The 18,625-nt window shown below is 33.0% G+C and carries 12 protein-coding genes and 1 other annotated feature; of the genes, 1 reads left to right on the forward strand and 11 read right to left on the reverse strand.

From position 1 onward, the window contains the following. Positions 1-200: 200 nt before the first annotated feature. The 11 genes from GMA11_RS00170 to GMA11_RS00220 form a co-directional block, all read right to left on the reverse strand. Positions 201-1,721, reverse strand: coding sequence for a helicase HerA-like domain-containing protein (locus GMA11_RS00170; RefSeq protein ID WP_163545184.1), 1,521 nt, complete (start codon positions 1,719-1,721; stop codon positions 201-203). A gap of 84 nt (positions 1,722-1,805) precedes the next feature. Beyond that, positions 1,806-3,500, reverse strand: a complete 1,695-nt coding sequence (gene argS / locus GMA11_RS00175; protein ID WP_163545185.1) for an arginine--tRNA ligase — start codon at positions 3,498-3,500, stop codon at positions 1,806-1,808. A 64-nt stretch (positions 3,501-3,564) separates the two neighbouring features. Continuing rightward, positions 3,565-3,760 (reverse strand) — a binding site (T-box leader). A gap of 109 nt (positions 3,761-3,869) precedes the next feature. Next, a complete protein-coding gene (locus tag GMA11_RS00180) occupies positions 3,870-8,879 on the reverse strand; it encodes a S8 family serine peptidase (RefSeq protein ID WP_163545186.1) in 5,010 nt (1,669 codons plus the stop codon). A gap of 226 nt (positions 8,880-9,105) precedes the next feature. After that, positions 9,106-11,226 (reverse strand): polyribonucleotide nucleotidyltransferase, encoded by a 2,121-nt coding sequence (gene pnp / locus GMA11_RS00185; protein WP_163545187.1) that lies wholly within the window; start codon positions 11,224-11,226, stop codon positions 9,106-9,108. Between the two features lie 155 nt (positions 11,227-11,381). After that, positions 11,382-11,651, reverse strand: a complete 270-nt coding sequence (gene rpsO / locus GMA11_RS00190) for a 30S ribosomal protein S15 (protein ID WP_135125869.1) — start codon at positions 11,649-11,651, stop codon at positions 11,382-11,384. A 273-nt stretch (positions 11,652-11,924) separates the two neighbouring features. Further along, the gene (locus tag GMA11_RS00195) at positions 11,925-12,812 is read right to left on the reverse strand and encodes a sulfite exporter TauE/SafE family protein (protein WP_163545188.1); all 888 of its coding nucleotides are present in this window, start codon (positions 12,810-12,812) and stop codon (positions 11,925-11,927) included. Between the two features lie 95 nt (positions 12,813-12,907). After that, positions 12,908-14,062, reverse strand: a complete 1,155-nt coding sequence (locus tag GMA11_RS00200; protein ID WP_163545189.1) for an MFS transporter — start codon at positions 14,060-14,062, stop codon at positions 12,908-12,910. A 119-nt stretch (positions 14,063-14,181) separates the two neighbouring features. Beyond that, positions 14,182-15,582 (reverse strand): dipeptidase PepV, encoded by a 1,401-nt coding sequence (gene pepV, locus GMA11_RS00205; protein ID WP_163545190.1) that lies wholly within the window; start codon positions 15,580-15,582, stop codon positions 14,182-14,184. Positions 15,583-15,646: 64 nt separating this feature from the next. Continuing rightward, complete coding sequence (locus GMA11_RS00210) at positions 15,647-16,408, reverse strand: exodeoxyribonuclease III (RefSeq protein ID WP_163545191.1); 762 nt, start codon at positions 16,406-16,408, stop codon at positions 15,647-15,649. 88 nt (positions 16,409-16,496) lie between these two features. Then, positions 16,497-16,697, reverse strand: coding sequence for a cold-shock protein (locus GMA11_RS00215; protein WP_163545192.1), 201 nt, complete (start codon positions 16,695-16,697; stop codon positions 16,497-16,499). A 189-nt stretch (positions 16,698-16,886) separates the two neighbouring features. Continuing rightward, a complete protein-coding gene (locus GMA11_RS00220) occupies positions 16,887-17,357 on the reverse strand; it encodes a methylated-DNA--[protein]-cysteine S-methyltransferase (RefSeq protein ID WP_163545193.1) in 471 nt (156 codons plus the stop codon). Positions 17,358-17,424: 67 nt separating this feature from the next. Here GMA11_RS00220 and GMA11_RS00225 point away from each other — a divergent pair, with 67 nt between their 5' ends. Continuing rightward, on the forward strand, positions 17,425-18,594 hold the full coding sequence (locus tag GMA11_RS00225) for an iron-containing alcohol dehydrogenase (protein ID WP_205422832.1): 1,170 nt from the start codon (positions 17,425-17,427) through the stop codon (positions 18,592-18,594). Positions 18,595-18,625 lie beyond the last annotated feature (31 nt).

Genomic DNA, 18,625 nt, shown 5'->3' on the forward strand with positions numbered 1-18,625 from the left:
GTTGGTAGAGAAAATCTCGATATCTTTTTAATTGTGTTTACCATATTTTATTACAATAAAATATGAAAAGTTTTCTTTAGATAATGTCTTTAAACATATAATAATATTTCTTAAGGTTGGAATATTCTTTCTACCAATATCATTACAAAAAAGAGAGAACGTCCTCGCTCTCTCTTTTTATCTTTTATGACAGCATAAATTTATCGACGTTTTCCTTTACCACTACCACCAAGCAAGCTACCAAAAATACCTCTTGCCAATTCACGACCAACTGTTCTAACTGCTGTATTGATGAAAGAATCTGTTGCTTTATCAAAAACAGATTTAGGTTGACTTTTCGCCAGTTTTGCCTGTTCTTTTTCATAAGCAATTCGCTCTTTTTCAGCAGCTATTCTTTCTTTTTCTGCTTGTTTTTCTTGTTCTAGTCGTTCTTGTTCAGCTTGTTCTTGTTCATATTTAGCAGCAAGTACTTCATAGGCAGATTCTCTATCAACAGCATCTCTATATCTATACTCCATTGGTGATTGATTGATAATGGCTTGCTGTTTCATTGGATCAAGTGTTTGAAAACTACTTTTCGGTGGACAAATATACGCTCTTTCGACAATACTTGGTTGTGCATTTTCATTTAAAAATGACACAAGTGCTTCCCCAACTTCGAGTTGTGTAATGACTTCTGACACATTTAGTTCAGGATTTTGTCTAAATGTATCTGCTGCAACTTTAACAGCTTTTAATTCTTTTGGTGTATAGGCACGCAATGCATGCTGTACTCTATTTCCTAATTGTGCTAGTACTGTTTCTGGCAAATCAATAGGATTTTGTGTAATAAAATAAATACCCACACCTTTTGAACGAATAAGTCTAACTACTTGTTCAATTTTATCAACAAATACTTTTGGTGCATCTTCAAATAATAAATGCGCTTCATCAAAGAAAAAGACAAATTTAGGTTTTTCTAAGTCACCAACTTCTGGCAATGTTTCATATAATTCAGATAATAACCATAATAAAAATGTGGCATATAGAGTTGGTGATTGGAATAATTTATTAGCTGATAATATATTGATAATACCTCTACCTTGCTCATCTGTTTGCATAAAATCAGATAAGGATAGAGCAGGTTCACCAAAAAATAAATTACCACCCTGCTGTTCTAAAACAAGTAAACTTCTTTGGATAGCTCCAACGGATTGTTTTGTAATATTTCCATATTGTGATGTGTAGTCCGACGCATGATCTGCAACATCTTTCAACATCGCTTGTAAATCTTTTAAATCAACTAATAATAAACCATTATCATCAGCAATTTTAAAAACGATATTTAAAATACCTGTTTGTGTATCATTTAAACTTAACAAACGAGCAAGCATCAATGGTCCCATTTCAGAAATCGTAGCACGTACTGGATGTCCTTGTTCGCCAAATACATCCCATAATCGTACTGGAAATGCAGATGGTTCATAATCTGTAATGCCTAATAATTCTAATCGTTTCTGTAATTTTTCTGTGACTTCTCCTGCTTGTGCTAAGCTAGATAAATCACCTTTTATATCTGCTAAAAAGACTGGAACACCTGATAAACTAAGTTGTTCTGCCAACACTTTTAATGTAACCGTTTTCCCTGTACCTGTCGCTCCTGCAATTAGTCCATGACGATTTAACATAGATAAATGCATCAATGGCGCTTGTTTTCCATTTGCAATTTGAATTGTTGTCATTTTTTATCTCCTTTTCCGTTATATCATCAAACAAAATATCACACGCTTATCATAACGATTTGCGTGTGATATAGCAAGTAAAAATTACATTTCATCAGGAGATTCAATACCTAATAGTCTTAAACCTTCTTTTAAAACATCTGCAACAGCTTGTACTAAAACTAATCTTGAATATTTTTGTGCATCATTAGCTAATACAGTACTATTTGCATAGTATTTATTAAAGCTTTGCGCTAAATGAATGACATATTTTGAAATGACAGATGGTTCGAATACTTTTGCAGCACGCTCGATAACATTTGGAAATTCTCTTAATATTTTAATGACATCCCATGCATAATCGTCTGTTAGTGAAATATCTGTTTTATCCACAGTTTCCATTTTCGATTTTCTCAAAATACTTAATGCACGTACACGAGAATATTGTACATAAGGACCTGTTTCACCTTCAAATTGAACAATTTCATCAAGATTAAAATTAAAACTATTCATACGGTCAGCTTTCAAGTCATGGAATACAACTGCACCCACACCTACTTGAGTAGCAACTTTTTCTTTATTTTCTAAGTTTGGATTTTTTAATTTAATTTGTTCTAAAGCTAATGCTGAAGCATCTTTTAATACATCTTCTAATAAGATAATTTCACCTTTACGCGTTGACATTTTACGTCCATTTATCGTAATCAATCCAAATGCAACGTGAATCATATCATCAGACCACTCATTACCCATTTTTTTCAAAACAGCTTTTAATTGTTTGAAGTGATTTGATTGTTCATTTCCTACAACATAAATATTTTTTACAAAATCAAATGTACGTTTACGGTAGTATGCTGTGGCAATATCACGTGTTAAGTACAATGTTGCACCGTCTGATTTTTTGATTAAAGCTGGCGGCAGCTCTTCATCATCTAAACGAACGATTGTTGCACCATTATCTGTTTCAGAAATACCATTATTTTCTAAAAATGCAATATGTTCATCCATTTTATCATTATAAAAAGCCTCACCCATATAATGATCAAAATGAACACCTAACATATCATATACTTTTTCAAATTCTTTAATGGACTCATCTTTGAACCATTGCCATAATGCAATCATTTCTGCATCGCCATCTTCAAGTTTTTTAAAGACCGCACGTGCTTCATCTTCTAATTCAGGATGCTCCTCTGCTTGAGTGTGAAACTCTACATATAATTTTACTAATTCATTTACAGGATCTTTTTTAACTGTTTCTTCGTTCCCCCATAATTTATAGGCTACAATCAATTTTCCAAATTGTGTTCCCCAGTCACCTAAGTGATTGATATTAATAACATTATAACCAATTTTTTTATAAATATTGGATAAAGATGCTCCAATTACCGTAGAACGTAAATGTCCCATAGACATTGGTTTTGCAATATTTGGTGAAGACATATCTACTATAACATTTTCTTTGTGTCCTAAATTCAAATCGCCAAAGTGTTCTTTCTTTTCTTGAATATCACTTAAAATTTCTTTAGACACTAAACTTTTCGATAAGAAGATATTAACATAAGGCCCCACGGCTTCACATTTTTCAATGTAATCATTTTTTACATTTCCTGCAATATCTTGTGCAATTTGTTGAGGTGCTTTTCTTAATACTTTTGCCAAAGTAAAACACGGAAAAGCAATATCTCCTAAATGTGCATATTTAGGGGTTTCTAATAATTGATAAATATCATCTTGAGATAATTGTTCATTTAATGCTGTTTGTAATACTTGTGCAATAATTAATTTATAATCTAACATATTTTTCTCCTTTACTGTTAAACTGAGTACATAAACAAAAAATCTCTATTAAACATTACTGTTTAATAGAGACGAATTAAATCCGTGGTACCACTCTAGTTGGAATATATATTCCCACTCTTTTATCATGTAACGTTTGATAAACGGACATTTACGTCTTCTCCAAAGTGCGCTTCCACATTGCGTTTACGTCGGCTTTCACCCTCCCGACTCGCTAGATTAAATCTTGCAATATGTACTCTCTTTTTCATTGAATATACATCATCATATCAAAAAAAAAAAGATACGTCTACTATTTTATAAATATTTTTAAATTCTAATTCAAAAAACAAGCACCCTTAATATCTAGAGTGCTTGTTTAAACATCATTTATTTACGTTCTCTTCTCTTGTATACAAATATTGCCATTCCGCAAAATAAAATTCCGAAATAAATAAAGAGATGTATTTCTTGTGTTCCCGTATTTGGTAATGTATTTGATACCTCAACATCTACACCTAAAACAAAATGACTAAAATGATTTGTTTCAAAAATAAGTTTACCATTTTCAACTTTCGTCTGTATTTTTTCTAATTGCCCATTCGATAGTACATGGTATAGTACAGCATTTTTTTCATGTTTATGTAAATCAATAGACACAATGCGGTTTTCTTTAATGTCAACTTTTTGTCCATTTTTTGTTAAATAAATATCGTAAACTGTTGCATGTTTTGGTTTTAATTTTTCTGCTATAACAGAATGATCTACTTTTTCAACATGGAGCATATCAGCATCAACATGCTCTTTAAACATAACACTAAACAAACGATTATCTGTATGTGCTTCAAAAATTTGTGATACCGTTGTTGTCGTATCTGTGGCACTGTGTGTCGGTGTTGGTAAGGTAGTCAATGTACTTGTTGTGACATCAGGTATCGGTGTTGGTTCTGCTGGTTTTTCATCATCTTTACCAATTCTAAAAGTTATTTTTTTCTTAGTAATATTTCCAGCAATATCCTCTACTTCAATATCTAATACGTGTCTACCTTTATCAGAAATTTCTGTATTTAGTGTATATGGTTTACCGTCCAATGTTATAGTGGTACGTGTCACTTTTATATTATCTGTTGTGTTAATCATTGGTGTGACTGAATGCTCAAAGACATCACCTGATTGGACAGTTGATTCAATCACAGGTGCTTGGTCATCTAGTTTCACTAAATAATTCAAGCCATGTTCATCGTTTGAATTATTGTTTACATCGACAGCTTTAATGTTTACAATATCTCCGTCTTGAACAGGTACTTGATAAGAGAAAGTACTTTTATTATTTCCTAATTCTCCTTCAATAGACGTTGATGCAACTGAATGTCCGTTTACATATAAACTCCACCCTGTACCATTGTCTTGTATTGTTCCTTGTAATTTTAAAATAGGTTCTTTGACGTATAACACACCTTCAATATCTTTTTCTGAATCTTTTTCTTCGACAAAATGCAAGTCTTTAAACATGACATTTGGTGCAGTTTTATCAATGAACATTGAATAACCTCTGTCAAAAATGAGATTACCTTCTGCATCATACCCTTTGATATTAATAGTATTATATCCGTCTTTTACAATAGCTTTTGCCAAAATATCTGATCCTTTTGCATAAACACGTTCACCACCATTGATACTTGCGGAAAAACCTTCATTTGTTTTGATAGGAATTTCATATGTATATGTACCGTCTGATAAGCTGTATAGTTTTGCATGGACAATAGATTCAACATTTAAAATCAAATAGTCGTGCATGGACACATAGAATAATTTTTCATCATCATCTGCATCTGTTAAAGAAGTGTAGAAAAATTGCTGCGCTTTTCTTCCGGCTTTATCGACAGCTTCCACATAAATATCTTCTGGGAAATCACGTTTGTTTGCTGTAATTGTAAAATTCCCTTTTTCATCAACTTTTGCTTCTTTTTTATTTTCAGGTTTACTAAAGTTATCGCCTGTATAGTAATACACTTTAATATCTTTAGCAGCTGTTAAATTATCACTCACTTTTCCTGAAAGTGTAATGGTACCATCTTCAGCTGTTTTAATTAGTTGTTCATCTTCATCTTCCCATTCTGGTCGGATGTCTAAAGTTGGTTTTTCAAAGTCACGCAAAATTGATAATGTTGATGTACGTTGTTTACCGTCAGTCATAGTAATCGTGACTTTCAATGTATTTTCTCCGTCTTTTAACTGTTCTTTTAATTCAGCAGAAAATTGTTTGTCATTTTTTGTTAATTCTACTGCTTGTTCATTTAAAGTCATACTAATGTCTTTCACATGTTCAGAGATGCGACCCGTTAATGTTGTATTTCCTTTTTTCAATGATAAATCTTTAATATTATCTAAGTGAACGTCTTTAACGTGCAATTCTTTTTCATAATCTGCCGCATTTCCTGCTGTATCTGTGGCATGTATTTGCAATAAATTCACTGTTTCTAAATTCATGGATATATCTTTAATCATATATTCCGCTTCACTTATTTTTGTAACATCTACATCTGCATAATCAATACTTGCTTTTATTTTTCCAATAGCCACATTGTCTTTTAGACGAATCACAATATCTTTTTTATCATCTTCTTTATCAACAATATCAACGTCCATCGTTGGTTTTGTATTGTCAATTTTTACTGGTAAATATGTCGTTTGCCAATTTCCGTTTTCTTTATTTCTAGCTCTTAGGCGATAATAATATTGTCCCTCTGGAGCACGTTCAAATTCACCTGTTTTAGTATTATAAATTTTTCCGTCCCATTTAAATTGAAGCAACGGTGACTGCATTTCTTTTTTATACCAATCTTCAAATAAATAATCTGCATAAATAAGTCTTTGTAAATATTTCCCAACTTTTATTTGTCTTAAAGGCTCTGCTTGATCATCTTTACTTGTCACGATAGCTACTTCATAATCTAAAATATCACGCAAAACAGCAACACGTGGTGCGATTTGTTTCACTGTATCTGCATCTGAATTTGTTGTGAAAGCAATATTTTTAGGATTGATACCTTCTTCAAAATCAGATTTGCCAATTTCTTCATATTCTTCTGAATTCAAATTAGTATTTCCCATAACAGTGGTTAATTTTACTTTTGAATTGGCTTCCCAAGCAGGAGCATCAATTAAAGGCTCTTTCCCCCAATCACCAACAAATCCCATATAAGGAATACTTAATGATGGTTGTTCTTCAGTTTCAGAGATGAAATATAAATACCCTTCAACAAATTGATCTTTTGCATTTCCTGTATTTAATGTCGCTGTAATTTCTTTTGTTTCTCCTGGTTGTAAAGTAATGCTCTGTACACTTGTTTGAATAGATGCTCCGTCTACTTTTTTAGCATGTACTTCATTGATTTTAACTGGTGTTTCTTCTTGCATTTTATCAACTGATACAGTTCCACTTGTTAAGACATTTCCTTTTTGAACATGGAATGTTTGAGGTGTTTTCCCTATATTTTCTAGTTTAACCGTAAAAGTTGTCGTTTTTCCTATTTCTTTTAGTGCTGCTGCCCCTTTACCATTTGATGATACAATGACATTTGTTTCTAAAGCATTTTGAATTTGAATAATGCCTGCACCTTGTTGTCTAGGTGAAAACTCTAATCGTTCACCAATAGCATTATCGTCCATTAAGACACGTGCTGTATTCATGAACAATACTTTTACCAAATCCATTTTAGACCAGTTTTCTGGTAATGTTTTTTCTTTTAAGTACTGTAGTAACAATGTTGTCGCACCCGCAACATGAGGTGCTGCCATTGATGTCCCCGACATTAGCATATAGCTATTTTTATTTGCTGTGGAATAAATATCTTCTCCCGGTGCAAGTACATCTGGTTTTAATTCTAAATCAACTGTTGGTCCCCAACTTGAGAATCCTGAAGGAATTGAAACATCACGATATTTTTTATGAAAGACATCCGTTGATAGTTTTAATGCCATATTAGGTGATGTTTTAATACGTTCTTGTAAATCAGCACCGTCTGAACCAGATACCCCAATCGCCCAACAGCCGCTTGCTAATTCAAATGGTGCTAATTCTACTGGCACTTTATCCATATAATTATCTCGATTATGCCCAACATTATAACTAATTAAAATAATACCTGCTGGTTTTTTGCTAGATAATAAACTCATTTTTTCACGAATGGAATATTTTCCTCTTCTTACAATAACTACTTTATTCTCTAGTTCCTTTCCTCTTAATTCTTCCTCTGTCGCAAATCCAACATCAACAAAATCATAGGTATTATCAACAACTTTTGTTTTACCAATTTGTATATATGGATATGGTTTATCACCAATCGTCATTGCACTATATGTTAAATGTGTATTTTTGCTAGATCCAACACCTATCACATCTATATTAGCAGCAACTGATACAGTGGATGCTGTATCTACTGCATTTAAATCATTATTTGTTTTCTCGTCATAAGTCGTTGTTGCTGCTGAAGCACCAGAATTTCCTAATGCTGCTACAACAATGACGCCATGTTTTTTAGCATTTTCAATTGCTGTATAAAACGTATCTCCTTTTTTTCCAGTTCCTCTCAAACCAATACTTAAACTAATCACATCTGCACCTTTGTCTATGGCATCTTCCATAGCCGCATACGCAGCATCTTCACGAACAGCTCTATGTTTTCCTGTAAATACTTTATAAACAAGTAATTGAGCATTTGGTGCAATCCCGTCAATCCCTCTTTTAGCTTTCACATCTTCATCTGTTGCATTTGCCGCCAATATTCCGGCAATATGCATGCCATGTGGTTCATCAACATCATCTAATAAATTATCATTTCCGTCCACATAATTATATCCATAAGGAATTTTTGCAGAATATTCATTATTATCAGATTTTTTTATATCTAAAATTTTAGGGACAACCCCCTCATCTAATCGCATATCTTTATGTTTTGTGTCGATACCCGAATCAATCGTTGCAATAACCATTCCCCTACCATCCACACGATAGCGTGCATTGGCTTGTAATGCTTGTGTAAGTTGTCCTGCTGTTATCATATTTGGAATAACCGGCGCACAATCTTCGATTTTGTGAATATCAGCTATTTCTGATAATAATGTGATTTTATCTTTTGGAATATCTAATGATAAACCACTAAATATTTTTTTATATTGATACTTTATCTCAGCACCAGATATGGCATGAATCTGTTCGATAATTTTCTTTCTATTTTCTTCATCGAAAGAAACAATCACTCTAGATAAATGATTGACGGCATCACTTGATATCATTGATGTACCAAATGGCTCTTCTGCGTGCAATATATGATTACTCGAACATATACATAATATGGCACTTAATGCCATTGCTCCTAAGAAATGTTTTTTTCTCATATCTCTCTCCTTTTTAAAAAGTTATGTTTACGATTTATTGTATCAGGATATTTCCAATAAATCAAGTTAACTTATATAAAAAATTAGGTATAGTTAATTTTTTAGTGTTAGTTGGTAAAATCATAAGAATAAAATTTATTTTTTATTCAATTCAATAAAAGTAAATGTCACTTTTAAACCGACAATAAAAAACGAAGTAACCGTATTGCGTTACTTCGTTTTTTATTTATTCTTGGTCTAAAACTGGTTTTTCAATAAGAGCTTTCATTGATAAGTTAATTCTACCTTGTTTATCAATTTCAATAACTTTGACACGTACCATTTGTCCTATTTTTAAAACATCTTCAACGGATTTCGTTCTTTCATGAGATATTTCAGAAATATGAACTAGACCGTCTTTTCCTTTTACAATTTCAACAAAGGCCCCGAATTTTTCAATACGTTTAACTGTACCTTCATAAATATTGCCTACTTCAACAACATGTGTTAATTCTTCAATAATTTGGATAGCACGCTTAATCATATCCGTATCAGAAGAAGCAATACTCACATTACCCTCTTGGTCAATATCTATTTTAACTCCTGTTTCATCAATAATGGCATTAATGGTTTCTCCACCACGCCCAATGACAACCTTGATTTGATCTGGATGAATTTGTATCATTTCGATTTTCGGTGCATATGGGCTTAATTCTGGTCTAGGTTGTGCAATCGTGCTTGTTAATTCTTCTAAAATTTCCAAACGTGCTTTTTTGGCTTGTGTTAATGCTTCTGTTAAAATTTGTTCAGTAATACCTTTAATTTTAATATCCATTTGTAAAGCTGTGATACCTTCACTTGTTCCAGCTACTTTAAAGTCCATATCACCTAAGTGATCTTCTAAACCTTGAATATCTGTTAAAACGGTATACTGTCCATTATCCTCATTCATCACCAATCCCATAGCAATTCCGGCAACTGGTGCTTTAATAGGAACACCTGCATCCATTAACGCCAATGTACCGGCACAAATACTTGCTTGTGAACTTGATCCATTTGATTCTAGTACTTCAGATACTAAACGAATCGTATATGGAAATTCCTCTGGTGTTGGAATAATTTGTTTTAATGCTCGTTCTCCTAATGCACCATGTCCTATTTCACGGCGTCCTGGACTTCCTGCACGTCCTGTTGAACCAACAGAAAATTGTGGGAAATTATAATGATGAATAAATCTTTTTCCTTCTTCAATACCCAATCCATCAATGACTTGATGCTCGCCTAATGGTGCTAAAGTTGCTGCCGTTAATGCTTGTGTTTGTCCACGTGTAAATAAACCTGAACCATGGACACGTGGTAATAAAGCAACTTCTGAAGATAGTGGACGAATTTCATCAATTTTACGACCGTCTGGTCTTACTTTATCTTCTGTAATTAAGCGACGTACTTCATCTTTTTCTAAATCATAAACAATTTGACGAATTTCTTTAGCAATACGCTCAATTTCTTCATGTTCTGCATATTTTTCTTCAAAGAATAAAATAGCTTCTTCTTTAACTGCTTCAATATTTGCTTCACGTGCTAATTTTTCTTCGGTTTGAATAGCTGTTAACATTTTATCTTTAAATAAGTCTTGTGCTTCTTTAACAAGGTCTTCATCTAATGTCAACAAGTCAATATCCATTTTTTCTTTACCAACAGCTTGTGTGATTTCTTCTTGGAATTGAACAAGTGCTTTAATAGCTTCATGTCCATACAGTAAGGCATGTAACATGTCTTCTTCTGAAACTTCTTTTGCACTACTCTCTACCATATTGATAGCCGTCTTTGTTCCTGCAACAGATAGTTCAATATCACTATTTTCTTTTTGAGCAACTGTTGGGTTAATAACATATTCACCATTGACACGTCCAACATCAACTCCTGCAATTGGCCCGTCAAATGGAATATCAGAAATACATAAAGCTAAAGAAGAACCAAACATTGCTGCCATTTCTGGAGAACAATCTTGTTCTACAGATAATACTGTATTAGTAATTTGTACTTCATTTCTAAATCCGTCTGCAAACATTGGACGGATCGGTCTATCAATTAAACGTGCTGTTAAAGTTGCACTCTCACTTGGACGACCTTCACGTTTAATAAAGCCTCCTGGCATTTTACCAACGGCATACATTTTTTCATTATAGTTTACAGTTAGCGGGAAAAAATCTCCTGTTGTGGCTGATTTTGAACAAACAACCGCTGTCAACACAACTGTATCTCCATAACGAACTAAAACAGCACCATTTGCTTGTTTGGCTAATTGCCCTACTTCAACTTTTAATGGACGATTTGCCCACATCGTTTCAAAAACTTGTTTTGTCATATTTATTCCTCTATCTTTCTGCCACGCTACTAAACAAAGAACAGTCAATCAATTATCATTCACTCTTCTTTGCATAGTAGTCTAGTGGCTACTTAAAATGAGCTTACATAGGATAGGCGGTACTCCAAAATGGAATACCGCCTAAACAATACTGATTAACGACGTAAGCCTAAACGTTGAATCAATTCACGGTAACGTTGAATATCTTTGTTACGTAAGTACGCTAACAAGTGACGACGATGACCGATTTTTTTCATCATACCACGAGCTGAATGGAAGTCTTTTTTGTGAACACGTGCATGTTCGTTTAAAGCGTTAATTTCAGCTGTTAACACTGCGATTTGTACTTCTGGAGAACCTGTATCTCCTTCGTGTGTTGCGTATGCTTTGATGATTTCAGTTTTTTGTTCTTTAGAAATTGCCATTTCTAACACCTCTTTCTTTAAAATTGCCCTATGCCGAGTAAATCGTTGGTGATACGCATTTACCAAGTATAAGGTTCGTGTAGATACACACTATCATTTTACGTAATGAAATATCATTTGTCAAATAAAATCATTGGTCTTTCTTATGAAAATAACCCTCTTTTTATTCTATATCATGCTAAAATTCATCATCTATAAAACTCACTAATTTCTGACTTTATTGATTTAATAATAAAATTAGTTTTATTTATAGAATAAAACGTGTTTCCGGATTTATCCGTCAACACGTTTTTTATATGACGCGTATAAAAGCGTAATACCTGTATAAGAGGCGATAAACACAACGAGTACTTTTAATTGATTTACATCAATATTCGTTAAAAAGAACCCTGCTGTTAATACCCCGAGTACACCACCAATAATAATGCCAGGAACGCCAGGCCAATTGACACGTCCTGATAAAATAAATTGTTTGGCTCCTGCTGTCATAATCATAGCTGCATTTAACATCATAACAGGTAAAGCAACGGCAGGACTAATTCCCATGAGTGAGAAGAAAATCAATTCTGGAGCGTAATTTCCTAAGCCCATACTCATGAGCATACCAATACCAAAGTCAAAAATGGCACCTATCAATAAATTGATACCGTACAATCCTCTTATATCATCGTTTAAATCGGCACCCGGATTGGTTATCATACGATATACCATAAAAAAAGCAGCTAAAAGCAATAAAGAACCTAAAATGCGTTGGACTTTAGACGTATTCCAATGCTGTGTTACGCGTACTCCAACAAATGCTCCTAAAAAAGCAGATAAAGCCATGACAATGAGTGTCCATAAATCGACTTTAACAATTGTAATAAATAAAAGTGCTTCTGTTAAAACAGGAATAACATGAGCTGTTGTCATAGTGGCTGGTATTTTACGGTCATCTTCTACTAATTTTGTTAGTTTAAAAAGTGTTGTTGTCGTTGCAAAAGTTCCTATTCCTAATGTATCCAATAAATCCGTTAAATAACCAATACCAAATCCTGTCCAAAACTTTTTTGTTAATGATATTTTATGTTTTTTTGTATAAGAAAACATAATAAACAAAAACCAAAAAATTAAACAGATAAGTAAAATTTGAATGCTATGCAATAATAGTTGATTTTCCATGAACGTATTGTAATACGAAATCTTTATTTCGTAAACTGTTTTTTATTTATTTTTACAAAAAATAAAGTCGTCATCTTGCTCTAAGATGACGACTATTATCGAAACAAAATTAAATCTTTATTATCTTGCACTTTAAAATTCACTAATAATAAAAATCCAATACATAGTGAAGCTAACATCACTAAATAAAAGCTACTATATCCATAATATGTAATAAGAAATCCACCAATAAATTGCCATAATACAGCCGATAAACTACCTAATGTTGCAACAATTGATAAAGCACTAAATTGATATTCATTTGGTATAATTGTACGTACTACTTTTAAATTGGTCATAATAAACGTCATTCCAACGGTATGTTTAAACAATAAAGTAGCGATAATTTTAATGGGTAAAATCGCCAATAAGCCATAAGCTAAAAACTGTACCATAAGAGAAATATACAATAAAGTAAGTAAATGTTTATTTTTCATTTTATCCATAAATAAATGTGAAAAGAAAACGAGCGGCATTTCACAAAGAACAGCAAATGAAACAACAGTCATACTTACCGTTTCATTTAATCCACTTTGCTGTAACATTGCTGGAATATGCGTTCCAGATACACTTAATGTGCCATAAAAAATAGATGCAATAATCAAATACATCGTATATTGCTTATTACCAAATAGCGTCGCTTTATAATTAGATTGATTTGTCTGTATACTTAATGTATCTACATTATTTTTTGTAAATAACATACCACATACTGATAGAAGCATCGTTAAACAGAATAAAAAATAAATAAACGATGCTCCTATGTATTGATTAACCAAACCTGCTAATTGTGCACCAATCGCAAAACCAATCGTCCCCCAAATACGTAGTGTTCCATATCTAAAACGACTTGTTGTGGCTGTTTTCTCAATAGCTGGGTTCACACCATTCATCAATAAAAAAACAATGGCATACATTATCGCCATAAAGAAAACATCATTTAAAAAAGAAAATACTAATCCAAATAAAGCCGATAAACTCAACAAAATCGTATTTAACAATTTAATATTAAAACGGTCACTTAAATAGCCAATAATAGGTTGTGTTGCCATACCTGCGATTAAACCTGATGACACAATAATGGATACATCCACACTTGTATAGCCTTTATTCAATACATAAATAGATGTAAACGCTGTGAATAATGCATACGAGGCATAGTAGAAAAAATACATGGTGAAGTAACTAAAATAACTATCTTTTATTTTCAACTTTATTCTCCCGTTTAAAACACTTTGTTTCTTGTAAGCTCATAAAATCAATACAAGAAATAATCGTGTTTATTTTAATTTGAACAACCACTTTGCACCGTGCAAAGTGGTTGTTTAGATTATTTTACTAATTCATAGATTGCTTCTGCATAAATCGCACATGCTCTGAATAAATCATCTAAATCAATAAATTCATTCGCTTGGTGCATTGTATCAATGCTGTGTGGGAACATCGCTCCATATGCAACACCACGTTTTAGTAAACGTCCATATGTTCCACCACCGATTGTTTTCTCAACACCTTTATGCCCTGTATGTTTTTCATATACATCAAGTAATGTTTTCACAAGTGGATCACTTGCAGGAACATAGTGAGGTATTTGAGATTTACCGGCTGTCACAACAACATTAAAGTCAACCAATGCTTTTTCAGCTCCAGCTTTAATTTCTTCAGCTGTAATACCTTGTGGATAACGGAAGTTTAACAATACTTTTCCACCATTTTCATTATATGTGAATACTCCTGGATTCATTGTCAATTCACCCATGACTTTATCTGTATATGTTAAACCTAATTTTTCTCCATAATGTTCCAAATGTAATGTTTGTTCAATAAAGGATAAAAAGTTTTTATCATGCCCTTCAAAATGATATTGATTTAAGAATACAGCTAAATAAGTACCTGCATTCACACCATTCATCGGTGCCATCCCATGAGATGCTTTTCCGACAACATCAATTCTTACTGTATTATCTTTTTTAGATAAAGTAGCTGTAATTGGGTATTTGTTGACAAATGCATCTAAATCTTTTTGTAATGTTTCGATAGATACAGGTGTGACGAATAAAGCTGAAGCATCTTGTGGTACCATATTTTCACGTAAACCTGCTTCAAAAGACACTAATTTTGTATCCGCTTGGCTTGGTGCATTTTTAACACTGACGTGTAATGTTAAAATACCTTTTTCTCCATTGATAATTGGGAAATCAGCATCAGGAGAAAAACCAAAATCTGGCGTTCTCTCAACTTCTAAGTAGCGGGTCATACATTTCCAACCACTCTCTTCATCTGTTCCAATAATCAAGCGTAATGTTTTAGACACAGGTAAACCTAATTCTTTAATCATTTTAATAGCATAGTAAGCAGCCACTGTTGGTCCTTTATCATCACTTGAACCACGTGCGTATAAACGATTATCTTTAATTGTTGGTGTAAATGGATCTGTATCCCAACCTGTTCCAACAGGTACTACATCAACATGTCCAAAAACACCCATCAATTCTTCACCTTGTCCAAACTCAATATGACCAGCTAAATTATCTACATTTTTTGTGATAAAACCATCACGTTCACCAATAGCCAAAAACGCCTCTAATGCTTTTCTTGGCCCAGGACCTACAGGTGCATCTTCTGTTGCTAAATCGTCATTACGAACACTATCAATACTTAATAAAGCATTTAAATCTGCCAATAAGTCATCTTTTCTTTTTGCTACTTCTTCTGTCCAATTTATTGTCATTCCATAACCTCCTAATCATTGGCACTATTATATCATAATCATTTTGAACACTCTATACATTTACTCAATCTAGCCATAATTCAACTGGGCAATGATCCGAGCCTAATACATCTTCACGAATCACCACATCTTTAACATGTGACATAAATTCTTTTGCTACGATAAAATAATCAATTCTCCATCCGATATTTCTTTTTCTAGCTTGATTCATATAGCTCCACCATGTGTAAGCACCTGTTTTGCCTGGATAAAAAGCACGAAAACTATCAACATAGTTCGCTTTTAGTACACAATCAAATTTTTCACGTTCTTCTTTTGTAAAACCTGCATTTCCAATATTTGTTTTTGGATTTGCCAAATCAATTTCTCGATGCGCCACATTTAAATCCCCACAAAAGACAATAGGTTTTTTCTTATTTAGTGCGTTAATATAATTTAAAAAATCATCTTCCCATTGTTGACGGTAAACTAGTCGTGTCAAATCACGCTTTGCATTCGGCGTATAAACTGTGACAAGATAATATGTATCAAACTCGAGTGTAATCACACGCCCCTCTTGATCATGTTCTTCTTTATCAATACCATAAAATACTGACAATGGTTTTATTTTCGTTAAAATAGCTGTACCAGAATAACCTTTTTTTACAGCACTATTCCAATAGACATGATAACCAAAGTCAGAAAATGGATAATCAACATCTGTTATTAGAGCTTTCACTTCTTGTAAGCACATAATATCTGGCATACTTTCTTGTAAATAGTCTTGTAAAACACCTTTTGTTAAAACGGAACGAACACCGTTCACATTCCACGTTGTTATTTTCATAGATAACCTCTTCTATTTTAAAATATATTTCTATTTTATCTCTATCAAATAAAAAAAGCCACCTTTAAGTAAGGTGACTTTTTTATGATTATAATTTTACAACGTTTACTGCTTGAGGGCCACGAGCGCCTTCACCGATTTCAAATTCAACTTCTTGACCTTCTTCTAATGTACGGTAACCGTCTGTTTGGATTGCTGTAAAGTGTACGAATACATCTTCGCCACCTTCACGAGAAATAAACCCGAATCCTTTTTCTGCATTAAACCATTTTACTGTTCCTTTTTCCATTGGAAATCCTCCTGTTGTGCACGTGCACAGTTTATTATATCTTTTGTAGCCGGTGCCAACTGTCGTAAACACAAAATGATTTAAACTTACAATTACCCGAAAAGTCTAACAAAAAACATTATAGTTAATGTAACATACTTTTTTCTAAAAGTACAGAGAAAAATATAATTTTTTAAAAAAATGTTCGATTTAGTATGTATATTTTTCTTTTTCATGTTCTAATAATTCTATTTTCAAAGAAATACCTGCTCGAAAGCCACCTAAGTAACCGTTTTTACCTAAAATACGATGACAAGGAATCATCATTAAAATTGGATTTTTACCAATCGCATTTGCAACTGCTCTGACACTTTTAGGTTTATTGATAAGACAAGCAATATCCGTATAAGTTGCCGTCGAACCAAATGGAACAGATAATAAGGCTTTCCAAACCTCTATTTGAAATGGTGTACCACGTAAATCAAATACGACATCAAATACGGTACGTTTCTTTGTAAAATATTCCATTAGTTGTTGTACATATATATTTGTTTTTTCATCACATTTTATAGCTTGATAAAGTTGTACATAAAACGGGCTTATATCAATAGAAACTAAGCCTTTTTCTGACACAACTATATAATAAGTATGCATACGATAAAAAATTGTGCTGTAATACATGAATGCCTCCTTTAAAACGAAATAGTTGAAAGTAATATATGTATATTGTAGACTATAGTCATTATTTATGAAAGAAGGTAATCACATGGTTGAATTTGCTTATAAAAACCCGACAAAACTTATTTTTGGAAAAAATAAAATCTCTCAATTAAAAAAAGAACTTGAACAATATGGAAAACGTCTATTATTAGTCTATGGTGGTGGTAGTATTAAACGTACTGGTTTATACGATTCTATCATGACAGAATTAGAGGGTTTTGATGTTTTTGAATTAAGCGGTGTTGAACCAAACCCACGTGTTACAACAGCTCAAAAAGGTGCTGATATGATTAAAGAACACAAGATTGACGTGGTTTTAGCTGTTGGTGGTGGTAGTGTCATTGATTGTACAAAATTGATTGTTGCTGCTGCTTATTATGACGGTCCCGCTTGGGATATTGTTATTGGTAAACATAAACCAACACAAGCTGTGCCATTTGGTACGATTTTAACACTTGCTGCAACAGGTTCAGAAATGAATTCTGGTAGTGTGATTACAAATATTGACACAAATGAAAAATTAGGTTGGGGAAATCCTCTTGTTTATCCTGCTTTTTCTATTTTAGATCCTACATACACATTCACTTTACCTGAACATCAAACTGTAAATGGTATTGTAGACATGATGAGTCACTTAATTGAACAATACTTTAACGAAGCTACAAACACAACTGTTCAAGACGGTATGATTGAAGGTGTTTTACGTGCCATTATTGAAACTGCACCAAAAGTGATTGATAATCCAACAGATTATGATGCACGAGAAACACTTATGCTAGCTGGAACAGTTGCATTAAATGGTTCTTTACGTTGGGGATATAGTGGTGACTGGAGTACGCATAATATCGAACACGCTGTTAGTGCTTATTATGATATTGCACATGCACAAGGTTTAGCCATTATCATGCCAAACTGGATGTCATATGTCATGCCTAAACACGTGGATCGTTTTGAGAAATTTGCAAAAAATGTATTTGGCATTCAAAAAGAAACAGCCTTTGATACAGCAAAAGCTGGGATTGATGCACTTCGTGCTTTTTGGACAAGTTTAAATGCACCAAGTACTTTAGCTCAAGTTGAGATTGATGATACAAAATTAAAAGAAATGACAGAGCATTGCATGATTTATGGTACTTTTGGTCGTTTAGAACCATTAGGCTATGATGATGCACTTGCCATTTTGAAGATGAGTTTATAAATAAAAGTACCTCATTTTTATTATAAAATTC

The sequence above is a fragment of the Granulicatella sp. zg-ZJ genome (assembly GCF_010892355.1).
Taxonomy (GTDB): domain Bacteria; phylum Bacillota; class Bacilli; order Lactobacillales; family Aerococcaceae; genus WM01.